Genomic DNA, 15,383 nt, shown 5'->3' on the forward strand with positions numbered 1-15,383 from the left:
TGGGGTGTCCCAACGGCTGTGACACCAGAAGTTCCCCCTTCCACAGGAAGCAACTGACGTGCACCAACAGCGCGCGGCGACCCGGCAAGGACGCGCCGCATGAACGACATCCTCGATCCGCTCATCCTGTCGCGGTGGCAGTTCGGTCTGACGACGATCTACCACTTCCTCTTCGTCCCGCTGACGATCGGCATGGCCGTCGTCGTGGCCGTGTTCCAGACGGCCTGGTACCGGACGGGGCGGGCGCACTACCTCCAGCTGACCCGGTTCTTCGGGCGCATCTTCCTCATCAACTTCGCGATGGGCGTCGTGACCGGGATCGTGCAGGAGTTCCAGTTCGGCATGAACTGGTCGAACTACTCCCGCTTCGTCGGCGACGTGTTCGGCGCGCCGCTCGCGCTCGAGGGCATCCTCGCGTTCTTCTTCGAGGCGGCGTTCATCGGGTTGTGGATCTTCGGCTGGGACCGCCTGCCCAAGGGGGTCCACCTCGCCACGATCTGGTGCGTCAGCGCGGGCACGATCATGTCGGCGTACTTCATCCTCGCCGCGAACGCGTTCATGCAGCACCCGGTCGGCTACACGATCAACGAGGCGAAGGGCCGCGCGGAGCTCACGGACATCTGGGCCGTCCTGACGAACAAGGTCGCCCTGGCCGCGTTCCCGCACACCCTGTTCGCGTGCTTCATGGTCGCCGCGGCGATCATCATCTCGGTCGCGGCGTACCACCTGGCGCGCAACCAGAACCTCGAGACGATGATGCCGGCGCTGAAGTTCGGCATGTGGACGATGCTCGCCGCCGGCGCCCTCACGGTGCTCACCGGTGACCAGCTCGGCCTCACCATGGTGGACACGCAGCCGATGAAGATGGCCGCGGCCGAGGCGTTGTACAACACCGCCACCGGCAAGGACGCGTCGTTCTCGATCTTCACGCTCGGCACACCGGACGGCGTGCACGAGCTGTTCTCGATCCGGGTGCCGTACCTGCTCTCGTTCCTGTCGACCCACACCTTCAACGGCACGGTCGAGGGCATCAACGACCTGCAGGCCCAGTACTCGCAGGTCTACGGTGCGGGCGACTACAAGCCGATCATCTGGGTGACCTACTGGTCGTTCCGCTGGATGATCGCGCTCGGCGTCGGCGCGGTGGCCGTGTCCCTGGTCGGCCTCTGGCTGACCCGCAAGGGACGGTTCCCGCAGCAGCGCTGGGTGTGGCGGATCGCGACCTGGGCCGCCCCGTTGCCGATGGCCGCGATGATCATGGGCTGGATCTTCACCGAGATGGGCCGCCAGCCGTGGCTCGTGTTCGGGTTGCTGAAGACCGCCGACGGGGTCTCCCCGAACGTGACCGGGCTCGAGGTCCTCATCTCCCTGGTCGTGTTCACGCTCATCTACGGCTCGCTGGCGGTGGTCGAGTTCCGACTCATCAAGAAGGTCGCGCAGGAGGGCCCCGCCGATCCGGCGGAGGTCGACGAGGCGACCGGCGAGGTCAAGCACGAAGTGACGGTCTACTAGCAATGGAAACGGTCTAGCGATGGATCTCCCGGTTCTCTGGTTCGCGATCGTCGGCGTCTTCTTCGTCGGCTACTTCGTCCTCGACGGGTTCGACTTCGGCGTCGGCATGTCCCTGCCCTTCCTCGGCAAGGACGACACCGACCGCCGTGTCCTGATCAACACGATCGGCCCCGTCTGGGACCTCAACGAGACGTGGGTCATCGTCGCCGGCGCCTGCCTGTTCGCGGCGTTCCCGGAGTGGTACGCCACGATGTTCTCCGGGTTCTACCTGGCGCTGCTGCTCATCCTCGCGGCGCTCATCCTGCGCGGTGTCTCGTTCGAGTACCGGCACCAGAACAAGCACGCCTCGTGGAAGCGCCGCTTCGACCTCATGATCATCGTGGGCAGCGCGGTGCCGTCGTTCCTCTGGGGCGTCGCGTTCGGCAACGTCGTCCGCGGGATCCCGATGGACGCCGGCCACAACTTCACCGGCACGCTGTTCGACCTGCTCAACCCGTTCGCCCTGCTCGCCGGCGCCGCGACCCTGCTCGTGTTCTTCACCCACGGCGTCGTGTTCGTGGCGCTGAAGACCGAGGGCGAGATCCGCGAGCGGGCGAAGCGCCTGGCGACCCGGGCCGGCATCCTGACGATCGTCGTCGGGGCGGCGTTCCTGGTGTCGATGGCGTTCGTCCGGGCGACCCCGGCGTCGCTCGTGCTCTCGGTCGTGGCCGCGCTGGCGCTCGTCCTCGCGGTGCTCTGCAACGCCTGGGGCAGGGAAGGCCGTGCGTTCACGCTCATGGCCGTGACGATCGCCGCGATCGTCCTGGCGATGTTCACGGCGATCTTCCCGAACGTGATGCCCGACTCGGTGAACCCGGCCAACAGCCTCACCGTGTACAACGCCTCGAGCGGTTCGTACACGCTGACGGTGATGAGCTGGGTCGCGCTGGTCTTCGTGCCCCTCGTGTTCGCGTACCAGGCCTGGACCTACTGGGTGTTCCGCAAGCGTGTCTCGCGGGCCCAGGTCCTGCAGGCCGCGCACTAGGCGCCGACGATGAAGCCGCTCGATCCGCGACTCCTCCGCCTGTCCCGTACGGCGCGCGGCTTCATCGTGGCCGCCGCCGGGACGGGTGCCCTCCGCACGCTCGCGACCATCGCGATCGCGTGGGGGATCGCCGCCGCCGTCACGCTCGGGGTGGACGCCGTCGGGAAGGGCGTCGTCCCGTCGGCGTGGGTGCCGACGCTCGCACTCCTCGGCGGGGCGTTCGTCCTCCGTGCCGTCGCGGCGTGGGCGACCGACGACCTCGCCGCCCGCGCGGCCGCGACGGTGAAGAGCGAGCTGCGCGCGACCGTGCTCGCCCGTGCGGCCGAGCGCGGGCCGTCGTGGCTCGCCGAGCGCTCGAGCGCCGGGTTCGCCACCACGCTCGGTCCGGGGCTCGACGCGCTCGACGCCTACTTCGGCCGGTACCTGCCGCAGCTGGCGCTCACGGCGATCGCGACGCCGATGCTGCTCGTCGCGATCGGGCTCGGCGACCTCACCAGCGGGCTCATCGTCCTCTGCGCGCTCCCGGTGATCCCGGTCTTCATGATCCTCATCGGGCTCGCGACCCAGGCGCTGCAGCGGGCGCAGTCCGACGCGCTCGCCCGGCTCGGCAGCGCGTTCACCGAGGCGGTCGAGGGCCTCGCGACGCTCAAGGTCTTCGGTCGTGCCCGACGCCAGGTCGGGCGCATCGGCACGGTGACCGACGAGTACCGCCGGGGGACCCTCGGCGTGCTCCGCCTGTCGTTCGTCAGCGGCTTCGCCCTCGAGCTCGCCGCGAGCCTGTCGGTGGCCCTCGTCGCCGTGTCCATCGGCGTGCGGCTCGTCGACGGGTCGCTCGGCCTCGGCGCCGCGATGTTCGTGCTCGTCCTCGCACCCGAGGCCTTCGCCCCGATCCGGCAGGTCGGCGCGGACTTCCACGCCGCGCAGGACGGCGTCGAGGCATCGGCCGCCGTGCTCGACGTCCTCGACGACGACACCGCGCCGCCCGCCCGACCCGCCGCCGACCGATCCGCTGACACGCCGGCCGCGCGCGAGCTGGTGCTCGACGGCCTGACCGTCCGTCGGCCCGACGTCGTGATCGGACCGGTGCACCTCCGCGCGCCCGCGGGCACCGTCGTCGTGCTCGCCGGCCCCAGCGGCTCCGGCAAGTCGAGCCTCATCGCCGCGATCCGTGGCGTCCTGCCGCACGACGGCACCGTCGCGCTGCCCGGTGCCGCCGGTGCCACGCGCACCGAGCGCACCACGTGGGCCGACCAGCGCCCGCGACTCGTCCGCGGCACGATCGCCGAGAACGTCGCGCTCAGCGCGACCCCCGACGACAGCGCCGTGCGGACCGCCCTGGGCGAGGCGGGCCTGGGACTCGACCCGGGCCTCCAGGTCGGTTCCGGCGGAGCCGGTCTCTCCGGCGGACAGGCGCAGCGCGTCGCCGTCGCGCGCGCCCTGTACCGAGCACGTCGCGTCGCGACACCGCTCGTGCTGCTCGACGAGCCGACCTCGGCCCTCGACGCCGAGGCCGAGGCACACGTCGTCGACGCGGTCCACCGGCTCGCCGCCGACGGCGCCGTGGTCGTCGTCGCGAGTCACCGACCGGTCGTGATCGCCGCCGCCGACGTCCGCGTCGACGTCGGCGCCGGCGGATCCGTCGACGTCACCCGGGTGGACGGGGTGCGGGCATGAGCCGTCTGGAGGCCCGTGGCGGCTCCGTCCTGCGGCTCGCCATGCCGCACGGGTCGGGTTGGGCGAAGGCGGTGACGGCCGGTGCGCTCAGTGCGGTCTGCGCCGTCGCGCTCCTCGCCGCGAGCGGCTACCTCATCACGCGTGCCGCGGAGCACCCGCCGATCCTGTACCTCACGCTCGTGATGGTCGGCGTGCGGGCGTTCGCGCTCGGACGTGCGGCGCTGCGGTACGTCGACCGGCTCGCCGGGCACGACGCGTCGTTCCGACAGCTCGCGGTCGTGCGGACGGAGATGTACCGGCGGCTGTCCTCCGTCGCGCCGGCGGGGCTCGGCTCCACCGGACGCGGCGACCTGCTGACCCGGCTCGTCACCGACACCGACCGACTGCAGGACCTGCCGATCCGGGTCGTCGGGCCGCTCGTGTCCGCCGGCACCGTGGCCGTCCTGTCGCTCGTCGCGGTCGCGCTGGTGTCGGTGCCCGCGGCGCTCGTGCTGCTCGTCGCCCTCGCCGTGGCCGCGCTGCTCGGGTCGGTCGTCACGCGCTCGATCGCCCGGCGCTCCGACGAGCAGACCGCGGCCGAGCGCGGACGGGTGGCCGACCTCGTGCTCGACACGGTGCGGACGCTCGACGTGTTCACGGCCTACGGCACCCTCGACGAACGGCTCGCCCACATCGCCCGCCTCGACGCCCGGGTGACCGCGGCCGTCCGGCGTCGCGGCACCGTGGAGTCGCTCGTCGGCGCCCTCGTCGGCCTCGTCGGTGGCGGCGCGGTCATCGGGATCCTGGCGGTCGGTGCGCCCGCGGTCGTCGCCGGAGCGCTCGACGGGCCGCTGTGGGCGCTGGCGGTGTTCGTGCCCCTCGCCCTGTTCGAGGTCGTCGGCGGGTTCCCGCTCGCCGTCCTGACGCTCCGACGGGTGCGGGCCGCCGCCGACCGCGTCGAGCAGGTCGTGCCCGCCGAGGTCCCCGCCGGCATCGTGCCCGAGCCGGACACCGAGGCCGACCCGGCGTCGCTCGTCGTCGACGGTCCCGTCGCCGTGTCCCTCCGCGACCTGTCCGTCCGGTGGCCCGGAGCCGAGACCGACGCGGTGGACCGGGTGTCGCTCGACCTCCGCCCCGGCGAGGTCGTCGTGCTCGAGGGTCCGAGCGGCGCGGGCAAGTCGACCCTCGTGGACGCCCTCGTCCGGTTCGTGGACCACCGCGGCTCGTACACGCTCGACGGTGTCGAGGCGAAGGACATGCACCCCGACGCCGTCCGTGCCCGCGTCGGCCTCATCGAGCAGGACCCGTTCGTGTTCGACCAGTCGGTCCGGCAGAACCTGCTGTTCGCCCGCGACACCGCGACCGACGATGACCTGCTCGCCGTGCTCGACCGGGTCGGGCTGGCATCGTGGGTCGCGCGTCGCGGCGGACTCGACGCGGGCGTGGGGGAGCGCGGCGCACTCGTCTCCGGCGGGCAGGCGCACCGGCTCGCCCTCGCACGGGCGCTCCTGCACGCCTTCCCGGTGCTCGTGCTCGACGAACCCACCGCCGACATCGACCCGGACCTCGGCGACGCGGTGCTGCGGGACCTCGTCGGCGCGGCGCGGGCCGCCGGCCGCACGGTCGTCATCGTCTCGCACGTCCCGGTCGCCGCAGACCTCGTCGACCGGACCCTGCGGATGCGCGACGGGCGACTCCTGGGGGTCTGAACGGCCCGGGCCGGTCTCGGGGCCGTGTCCGTCGTCCGCGTACCCGGCCACCCTGCGGAGGCGGGCCGTCCCGATGCGGTGATCCGCGCCTCCAGGCCTTATATCCTTGATGACCGGAGCACGTCCGACGGGCGTGATCCGTGCCTCCCACACCGATTGAGAGTTCCGTGACCACCGAGCAGCACCCCGAGGACCCGAACGCCTACGACTTCCGTCGTCTGCAGGAGAAGTGGCAGCCCCGCTGGGAGGAGCTCGGTCTCTTCACCACCGACCTCGACGACACGCGTCCGCGGAAGTACATCCTCGAGATGTTCCCGTACCCGTCCGGCGACCTGCACATGGGGCACGCCGAGAACTGGGCGCTCGGCGACTTCGTGGCGCGGTACTGGCGGCAGCAGGGGTTCAACGTGCTGCACCCGATCGGCTGGGACTCCTTCGGCCTGCCCGCCGAGAACGCGGCGATCAAGCGCGGGGTGGACCCGAAGGAGTGGACCTACGCGAACATCGAGCAGCAGAAGGCGTCCTTCAAGCGCTACGCGCCGTCGTTCGACTGGACCACCGAGATCCACACCTCGGACCCCGAGTACTACAAGTGGAACCAGTGGCTGTTCCTCAAGATGTACGAGAAGGGACTGGCGTACCGGAAGGACAGCTGGGTCAACTGGGACCCGGTGGACCAGACCGTGCTCGCCAACGAGCAGGTCCTGCCCGACGGCACCTCGGACCGCTCCGGCGCCGTCGTCGTCAAGAAGAAGCTCACGCAGTGGTACTTCAAGATCACCGAGTACGCGGACCGGCTGCTCGACGACCTCAACCAGCTCGAGGGGCGCTGGCCGGCGAAGGTCATCGCGCAGCAGCGCAACTGGATCGGACGCTCGGTCGGTGCCGACGTCGACTTCGTGATCGAGGGCCGCGACGAGCCCGTCACGGTCTTCACCACGCGTCCGGACACGATCCACGGGGTGACGTTCCTCGTCGTGGCACCGGACTCCGACCTGGCGGCTTCGCTCGTCGCTGCCGACTCGGTCCCGTCCGACGTGCGCGCGGCGTTCACCGACTACCTGACGGCCACCCAGAAGACCTCCGAGATCGACCGGCAGAACGCCGACCGGCCGAAGACCGGTGTGCCGCTCGGCCGCTTCGCGATCCACCCGCTGACCGGGGAACGCCTGCCGATCTGGGCCGCCGACTACGTCCTCGCCGACTACGGCCACGGCGCCGTCATGGCCGTGCCCGCCCACGACCAGCGCGACCTCGACTTCGCCCGGACGTTCAAGCTGCCGGTGAAGGTCGTCGTCGACACCAACGCGACCGTGACCGGGGCGATCCCCGTGATCCCGGCCGGCGCGACGCTCGAGGACTTCGACGTCCCCACCCTCGATCCGGTCGCCACCGGTGAGGCGCTGACCGGCCAGGGCCGGATGATCAACTCCGGGCCGCTCGACGGCATGTCGAAGCAGCACGCCATCACCGCCGCGATCAAGCTCCTCGAGGAACGCGGCACCGGACGCGCCGCCAAGACCTACCGACTGCGCGACTGGCTCATCTCCCGCCAGCGGTTCTGGGGCACCCCGATCCCGATCATCCACGGCGCCGACGGCACCGAGCACCCCGTGCCGCTCGACCAGCTCCCCGTGCGCCTGCCGGACACCGAGGGCCTCGACCTCAAGCCGAAGGGCACCTCGCCCCTCGGCGGCGCGACCGACTGGGTGAACGTCCCCAACCCGGTCGACGGCACCCCCGCGCTCCGCGACACCGACACGATGGACACCTTCGTCGACTCGTCGTGGTACTTCCTGCGGTTCCTGTCCGCGACCGACGACACCCAAGCGTTCGACCCGGCCACGGCCCGCAAGTGGGCTCCCGTCGACCAGTACATCGGCGGCATCGAGCACGCGATCCTGCACCTGCTGTACGCCCGCTTCGTCACCAAGGTGCTCTTCGACCTCGGCTACCTCGACTTCACCGAGCCGTTCTCGGCCCTGCTCAACCAGGGCATGGTGCTGTCCGGCGGCTCGAAGATGTCGAAGTCGAAGGGCGGCGTCTCGCTCGGCGACGAACTCGACGCGAACGGCGTCGACGCGATCCGCCTCGTGATGGGCTTCGCCGGCCCCCCGGAAGACGACATCAACTGGGAGGACGTCTCGCCGTCCGCCTCCGCCCGGTTCCTGGCCCGGGCGTACCGCCTGGCGCTCGACGTCACCTCCGCCCCGGAAGTGGCGTGGGCCGACGGCGACCGTGCGCTCCGGCAGGTCACCCACCGGTTCCTCGCCGACGCGCCGGGGATGATGGAGTCGTTCAAGTTCAACGTCGTGATCGCGCGGCTCATGGACCTCGTCAACGTCACCCGCAAGGCGATCGACAGCGGGCCCGGCGCAGCCGACCCCGCCGTGCGCGAGGCCGTCGAGACCATCACCCTCGGGCTGAGCGTCTTCGCGCCGTACACCGGCGAGGAGATGTGGGAGAAGCTGGGCTACCAGGCCACCGTCGCCACGTACGGCTGGCGGAAGGCCGACCCGACGCTGCTCGTGCAGGAGACCCTGACCGCGGTCGTGCAGGTCAACGGGAAGGTGCGGGACTCCTTCGAGGTGTCGAAGTCGATCGACCCGGCGGAGCTCGAGGCCATGGCACGAGCGTCGAAGTCGGTCCAGCGGTACATCGGGGACCGCGAGATCGTGAAGGTCATCGTGCGGGCGCCGAAGCTCGTGAACATCGCGATCAAGGGGTAGCGCTTCCTCCACAGGACGGCTGTCGTGGTGGTTGTCCACCGCAGCGACGTACGAAGCCCGGCCGGGTGGCCGGGCTCCGTAGCGTTCGGGCATGTCTTCTCCGGGTGGTGGTCGGGCCGGTGGCCGTGGGGCGAGCGGTCGTTGGGCGGCTGGTCGTTGGGCGGGCTGGGCCTTGTCGCCGCGGGCGGCGGTGGTCCTGGCGGCGGTGGTCGTCGTGGCTGCCGTGGTGGTGGTGCTGCTCGGGTCCCGATCGGGGGTGTCCGGCGCGGACGCGGACCGGGGTGGCGGGGCGTTGACGGTGACGGGTGCGCCGTCTGCTGGTGGTGGTAGTGGTGGTGCTGGTGCTGGTGCTGGTGCTGGTGGTGCCGCTGCTCCTGGGCACGCTGGGCCGTCCGTCTCGCCGTCGGTGGGGGTCGTGGTCGTGCACGTGGTGGGGGCGGTGGAACGTCCGGGGGTCGTGTCGCTCGGCGCCGGGAGCCGGGTGTCCGTCGCGATCGAACGGGCCGGCGGAGCGACCGGCGAGGCGGACCTCGCACGGCTGAACCTCGCACGGGTGCTGGACGACGGGGAGCGGCTGTACGTGCCGCGGGTGGGGGAGACGGACATCCCCGAGACGCTGGACGGGTCGTCCGGTGGTCCGGGTGTCCCGACGGGTGCTCCCGGTGCCGCGGGCGACGCGGTCATCGACCTCAACGCAGCAGACCAGGCCGCGCTCGAGACGCTGCCCGGCATCGGGCCCGGGCTCGCGGCGCGCATCCTCGCCTGGCGTGACGAGCACGGACGGTTCACGGCCGTCGAGGACCTGCTCGACGTCAGCGGCATCGGGGACGGCCGGTTCGCCGACCTGCGCGACCGCGTCCGGGTCTGATCACCGTGGCCGTGGACCTCACGCCTCGGGTGGCCGACCTGCGGGTCGCGGGACCGGTCGTGGTCGTGTGGATCGGGGCCGCGCTGCTCGTCGGTGTGCCGGGGGCCGCGGGCTGGGTGCTGCTCGGCGGTGCCGTGGCTGCCGGGGTGTGCGTGGGGCTCCTCCTCGCCCGTCGGACCTCGGTCGTGGTCGCCATGTCGCTGACGACGGCACTGCTCTCCGCGCTCCTCGCCGTGGCCGTGCTGGTCGGTGACGGACGCCGGAGTCCGTCGACCCTCGATGACGTCGGTTCGAGGGGCGCCGAGATCGAGGTCGTCCTGGACCGCGACCTCGCGATGGGCGCACGGTCCGTCGTCGCCACGCTCGAGCGGGTCGACGACCACGAGGGGCTGCGGGTCCCCGTGCGGGTGGTCCCGTCGCGCGACGACGACCTCGTGGAGACCGGACCGCTCGCCGCCGGCACCCGCCTCCGGGTGGCGGCCACCCTCGAAGCCGACGGACCGGGCGGCACGACGTCGTTCGTCGCGTTCCTCAGGGGTCCGGCGGAGGCCGATCCACCGACCGGTCTCCTCGCGGCAACCGACCGGGCGCGCCAGGCGTTCGTCGCCGTCACGGAACCGCTGCCCGAACCGGGCGGCGCGCTCCTCCGCGGACTCGCGATCGGCGATCGGAGCGGTCTCGACCCTGCGACCGAGGCGGCGATGGAGACGTCGGCGCTGACCCACCTCACCGCCGTCTCGGGAGCGAACTGCGCCGTGCTCGTCGGGCTGGTGGTGGTCCTCGGCCGCGTGGTCGGCCTGCCGCGGCACGCTCGAGCGGCGGTGGCGGTCGCGGTCCTGCTGGCGTTCGTCGTGCTCGTCCGGCCGGATCCGTCGATCGTGCGGGCGACGGTGATGGCGATCGTCGTGCTCGTGGTCCACCTGACGGGACGACCGGTGCGCGGCGTGCCGCTCATCGCCCTCGCCGTGATCGGCACGCTCGTCGCCGACCCCTGGTACGCGCGGTCGTTCGCCTTCACCCTCTCGGTGCTCGCCACCACCGGGATCGTCGTGCTGGGACCGCCGCTGACCGTCCTCCTCGCCCGGCGGATCTGGACTCCCGTCGCCGCCGCCACGGCTGTCCCGGTGGCCGCGCAGCTCGCGTGCTGGCCGGTGACGATCCCGCTCTCCGCGGCGTTCCCCACGTACGCCGTACCGGCGAACCTCCTCGCCGAACCGCTCGCGCCGATCGTCACCGTGGTGGGGCTCGCCGCCTGTCTGGCGGCCGCGGTGTGGCCGTCGGGCGGGTCGGTCCTCGCCGCGGTCGCCTGGACGCCGGCGAGTGCCATCGGGGGCATCGCACACGGCGCTGCGGCACTCCCGCACGCGTCGGCGCCGTGGCCGGGCGGGATCGGTGGGGTCGTCGCCGCGGGCGTCGTGAGTGCGAGTGTCGCGGTCGCCGTCCTCGTCCCGCGGGCCGTGCGGTTCCGCCTGCTCCTGCTCGCCGGGGTGGTCGTGGTCATCGGGATGACGGCCGTCGCCGTGCCTCGGCTCGTCGTGCGGGCGGGCCTGCCGCCGGACTGGTCGACGGCGGCGTGCGACGTGGGCCAGGGGGACGCTGTCCTCGTCCGTGGCGGCGCCACCGACGGCTCCTCTGCTGCGCCCGGAGTCGCGTTGGTGGACACGGGCGACGATGCCGGTCGGCTCGAGGCGTGTCTCGACCTGCTCGGCATCGACCGGATCGACCTGCTCGTCCTGACCCACTTCGACCGCGACCACGTCGGAGCCGTCGACGCCGTGGCGGACCGTGTGACGACCGCCCTCGTCGGACCGGTCGGACGGCCCGCCGACGAGCGGGTCGTGCGGTCCCTGCAGCGCGCCGGGGTCGCGGTGCTCCAGGCCGACGACACCACGGCGGGCACGCTCGGCGCACTCGGGTGGCGGGTGCTGTGGCCGCGGGCCGGTTCACGGGACGCGGGCAACGACGCGAGCCTCGTGCTCCGGACCGACCCGGGCCCGGGGTGCTCGACGTGCGTCTCGGGGCTGTTCCTCGGCGACCTGGGGGAGACCGCGCAGCGACGACTCCGTGCCGGGGGGATCGACCCGGCCGAGGTCGTGAAGGTCGCGCACCACGGCTCCGCGGACCAGGACCCGCTCGTGTACCGGCAGACGGCCGCGGTGGTGGGGCTGATCGGCGTCGGCGCGGACAACACGTACGGGCACCCGACCCGGTCGGCACTGTCGATGCTCGAGGCCGCGGGGACCACGGCCTCCCGAACCGACCTGCACGGCACGGTCGTCGTCGGCCGCGACGGACCCGACCGGCTCCGGGTGTGGACGGAGCATTCGGGGTCGGTGGTCGCCCGTAGGATCGAGGCATGGCCGCCAAGAAGCCCGTCCGCGCCGCGGCGAAGATCGACCAGGTGCCGTGGTCGGGGATCCGTCCGGCGCCCGTGGTGCTCGTCACCGGCCCCGAGACGTTCCTGGCCGAGCGTGCCAGCAGCGTCCTCCGCGACCTGCTCGTCGGCGAGGACCCCGCGCTCGAGGTCCACGACCTCGAAGCCGACCAGTACGCGCCGGGTCTCCTCGCGACCCTCGCGAGCCCGTCCCTGTTCGGCGAGCCCCGGCTGGTCCGGGTCACCAACGTCGAGAAGTGCACCGACGCATTCATCACCGAGACGATCTCGTACCTCGGTGCCCCGGCGGACGACGTCACGCTCGTGCTCCGGCACGGCGGCGGTGTGCGCGGCAAGAAGCTGCTCGACACGATCCGCAGCGGTGTCGGCGGTGGGATCGAGGTGCAGTGCGACGAGCTCAAGCGCGAGACCGACCGGATCGACTTCGTCCAGGCCGAGTTCCGAGCCGCGCGCCGGAAGATCGCGCCGTCGGCGGTCCGGACCCTCGTCGCGGCGTTCGCGGACGACCTGGCCGAGCTCGCCGCGGCGTGCCGGCAGCTCCTCGCCGACGAGGCACAGGAGATCACCGACAAGGTCGTCGACAAGTACTACGGCGGACGCGTCGAGACGAACGCCTTCAAGGTCGCCGACATCGCGCTGGCCGGCCGCTCCGCCCCGGCGATCGTCGAACTGCGGCACGCCCTCTCCACGGGCGAGGCCCCGGTGCCGATCGTCGCGGCGTTCGCGAGCAAGATCCGCACGATGGCGAAGGTGAGCGCGTTCCGCGGCCCGAGCGGGCAGGCGGCGTCGGCGCTCGGCATGGCGCCGTGGCAGGTGCAACGGGCGCAGCGCGACGTGGCCTCGTGGACAGAGGTCGGGCTCGCCAACGCGATCATCAGCATCGCCGAAGCCGACACCGCCGTGAAGGGTGGCTCCCGCGACGCGCACTACGCGCTCGAGGTCATGGTCCGCACCATCGCCCGACGCGGCGAGTCCCGCTGAGCTGACCCGAGCCTCCCGTCGCGCCCGCGTGCCGGGCCGACCTGCGCGCCCGCGCCCGCGACGCGCTCGTCGCTCCTGTCGGGCCCGCCCCCCCCCCCCCCCCGCTCGAGGTCGCACGACGCGCCGCTCACTCGCGCCCGCTCACGTCGGGCCAGCCCGAGGTCGCACGACGCGCCGCTCACTCGCGCCCGCTCACGTCGGGCCAGCCCGAGGTCGCACGACGCGCCGCTCACGTTCGCCGAGATCGCACTTCGTGCATCTCACGTCGGACCTATACGGCACGAAGTGCGATCTCGGGACCCGACCCGACCCGACCCGGCTCGCACGCCCGCCCGCGCCGGGCGCGCCCGACGTCGCACGACGCGCCGGTCCGGTCCGCCGAGATCGCACTTGGTGCATCTCGCGTGGGACGTGTGCGGCACGAAGTGCGATCTCGGGACCCGACCCGACCCGACCCGGCTCGCACGCCCGCCCGCGCCGGGCGCGCCCGAGGTCGCACGACGCGCCGCGCCCGTCCGCCGAGATCGCACTTCGTGCATCTCGCGCCGGACCCATACGGCACGAAGTGCGATCTCGGCGGCGAACCCGCCGCCGCCCCTCGCCGCGTCGCCCCCACACAACGACGAAGGCCCCGCACCAACGGTGCGGAGCCTTCGAGCGGAGGTCAGTGCGTCAGAGCGCCGAGACCTTCTTCGCGATGGCCGACTTGCGGTTCGCGGCCTGGTTCTTGTGGATGACGCCCTTGCTCACGGCCTTGTCGAGCTTCTTCGAGGCGAGGGTCAGGGCCGCAGCGGCCTTGTCCTTGTCGCCCGAGAGGACGGCCTCGTTCGTGTGACGGATGACCGTCTTGAGCTCGGACCGGTACGCCTTGTTGCGCTCCTGGGCCTTGAGGTTGGTCTTGATGCGCTTCATCTGCGACTTGATGTTCGCCATGTGTTGCTCCTGTTGTCTCTGACGGGTGGTCGCGACCGCTGGGTAGAGGGGCCCTTGGTCGCATCGCGTTCCACCCGTGGGCGACGGAACGCGGAAGTCCAGCCATCTACGTTACCAGGACGAACCCCCGATGCCAACGCACCGAAACGCCGAAACCGCACCGCAACACGGGTTCGCTACCGTGACGAGCATGCCATCCCTCGCACCGCGGATCGAAACCGTGCCCGCTTCCGGCATCCGTCGGGTCTTCGAGCAGGCAGCGCTGCTCCGTGAGACGGCCGCGAGCGCGGGCAACCCCGACGTCGCCATGCTCGTCATCGGCGAACCCGACGTCCCCGTCGCCCCGCACATCGGCGAGGCCGCCCGGCGCGCCTGGTCCGAGGACCGCACGGACTACACCCCGAACGGCGGCATCGCCCCGCTGCGGGAAGCGATCCGCGAGAAGCTCCGCCGCGAGAACCGCATGGAGGTCGACGTCGAGCAGGTCTGGCTGACGATCGGCGCGACGCAGGCACTGTTCCAGGCGATGACGCTCGTGCTCTCCCCGGGCGACGAGGTCCTCGTGCCGGACCCCGGGTACACGACGTTCACGATGAACGCGCACATCCTCGGGGCGACCCCGGTGCCGTACCGGCTGGAACCGCAGCACGGTTTCGAGCCCGATCTCGAGGCGCTCGAGGCGAGCATCACCGAGCGGACCCGAGCCCTCATCGTGAACTCGCCGTCGAACCCGCTCGGCTCGGTGTTCGGCGAGGAGACCCTCCGCGGCCTGCTCGCCCTCGCGAAGCGGCACGACCTGTGGGTGATCAGCGACGAGGTCTACGAGTACTTCACGTACGGCACCCGCCACGTCAGCCTGGCGAGCCTCGACGAGGACGACCGCGTCTTCACCGCTTTCTCGTTGAGCAAGACGTACGCGATGACCGGGGTGCGTGTCGGCTACCTGGTGACGCCGAAGGGCCTCGGGCCGACGATGCGCACCGTCCAGGAGGCCATGATCAGCTGCGTCGCCGAACCGGACCAGTGGGCGGCCCTGGCGGCGATCGTGGGGGACCACTCCGCCGTGCAGGACGCCCGTGAGCACTACCGCGCCAACCTCGCGGTCGCGAAGGAGGTCCTCGACGCCGCGGGCATCCGGTACCTGGATCCGCGTGGTGCGTTCTACCTCTGGATCGACGTCTCGCATGTGTCCCAGGGCGACGTGGCCGAGTGGGCGCTCGCGTTCCTGCAGCGCGAGCGGGTCGCGGTGGCGCCGGGGAGCGCCTTCGGCCGCACCGGCGAGGGCTGGATCCGGGTCTGCCTCGCGGCGACCCCGGCGGACCTCCGCCGCGGTCTGGGTGCGCTGCCGGCCCCCGCCCACGCCGTCGTCTGAGGAGAAGGTCGCGTCGCACCCGGCCTGGAGGCGCGGTGCGGCTCCGTCCCGCCCCGCACCGTGCGAGGGCGGCCGGCGCGTGCACCCGGGCATGGTGCGATGTTCCGCATTCGGTGCGAGGCCGCACCCATCGCACGGAGTACGGAACCCCGCACCGCGCGAGAGCACCGCGCGAGAGCACCGCGCGAGAGCACCTCGCACCGTGCG

9 protein-coding genes and 1 pseudogene are annotated in these 15,383 nt (G+C 72.1%); 9 read left to right on the forward strand and 1 reads right to left on the reverse strand.

Annotated elements, in window-relative coordinates:
* Positions 1-99 precede the first annotated feature (99 nt).
* From DEJ28_RS07475 to holA, 8 genes and pseudogenes are all read left to right on the forward strand, one after another.
* Positions 100-1,512, forward strand: a complete 1,413-nt coding sequence (locus DEJ28_RS07475; protein ID WP_111115057.1) for a cytochrome ubiquinol oxidase subunit I — start codon at positions 100-102, stop codon at positions 1,510-1,512.
* A 19-nt stretch (positions 1,513-1,531) separates the two neighbouring features.
* Positions 1,532-2,536: a cytochrome d ubiquinol oxidase subunit II gene (gene cydB, locus DEJ28_RS07480; RefSeq protein ID WP_111115058.1), complete on the forward strand. Its 1,005-nt coding sequence runs from the start codon at positions 1,532-1,534 to the stop codon at positions 2,534-2,536.
* A 9-nt stretch (positions 2,537-2,545) separates the two neighbouring features.
* Complete coding sequence (gene cydD / locus DEJ28_RS07485) at positions 2,546-4,210, forward strand: thiol reductant ABC exporter subunit CydD (protein WP_111115059.1); 1,665 nt, start codon at positions 2,546-2,548, stop codon at positions 4,208-4,210.
* Positions 4,207-5,898, forward strand: coding sequence for a thiol reductant ABC exporter subunit CydC (gene cydC / locus DEJ28_RS07490; protein ID WP_111115060.1), 1,692 nt, complete (start codon positions 4,207-4,209; stop codon positions 5,896-5,898). The genes cydD and cydC overlap by 4 nt, the downstream gene beginning before the upstream one ends.
* Before the next feature lie 167 nt (positions 5,899-6,065).
* Positions 6,066-8,627 carry a leucine--tRNA ligase gene (gene leuS / locus DEJ28_RS07495; protein WP_111115061.1) on the forward strand — a complete coding sequence of 854 codons (2,562 nt, stop codon included), beginning with the start codon at positions 6,066-6,068 and terminating at the stop codon, positions 8,625-8,627.
* A 91-nt stretch (positions 8,628-8,718) separates the two neighbouring features.
* Positions 8,719-9,495 carry a helix-hairpin-helix domain-containing protein gene (locus DEJ28_RS07500; protein WP_146248820.1) on the forward strand — a complete coding sequence of 259 codons (777 nt, stop codon included), beginning with the start codon at positions 8,719-8,721 and terminating at the stop codon, positions 9,493-9,495.
* A 335-nt stretch (positions 9,496-9,830) separates the two neighbouring features.
* Positions 9,831-11,285, forward strand: a pseudogene (locus tag DEJ28_RS18055) (ComEC/Rec2 family competence protein); the annotation flags it as partial.
* 566 nt (positions 11,286-11,851) lie between these two features.
* Positions 11,852-12,871: a DNA polymerase III subunit delta gene (gene holA / locus DEJ28_RS07505; RefSeq protein WP_111115062.1), complete on the forward strand. Its 1,020-nt coding sequence runs from the start codon at positions 11,852-11,854 to the stop codon at positions 12,869-12,871.
* 672 nt (positions 12,872-13,543) lie between these two features.
* Here holA and rpsT read toward each other — a convergent pair.
* Positions 13,544-13,804 carry a 30S ribosomal protein S20 gene (gene rpsT, locus DEJ28_RS07510; RefSeq protein ID WP_111117553.1) on the reverse strand — a complete coding sequence of 87 codons (261 nt, stop codon included), beginning with the start codon at positions 13,802-13,804 and terminating at the stop codon, positions 13,544-13,546.
* 190 nt (positions 13,805-13,994) lie between these two features.
* Between rpsT and DEJ28_RS07515 the strand changes: the two genes are divergently transcribed.
* The gene (locus DEJ28_RS07515) at positions 13,995-15,176 is read left to right on the forward strand and encodes a pyridoxal phosphate-dependent aminotransferase (protein WP_111117554.1); all 1,182 of its coding nucleotides are present in this window, start codon (positions 13,995-13,997) and stop codon (positions 15,174-15,176) included.
* The last annotated feature ends 207 nt before the right edge of the window (positions 15,177-15,383 follow it).

It is taken from the genome of Curtobacterium sp. MCPF17_002 (genome assembly GCF_003234115.2).
In the GTDB taxonomy this organism is placed as follows: Bacteria; Actinomycetota; Actinomycetes; order Actinomycetales; family Microbacteriaceae; genus Curtobacterium.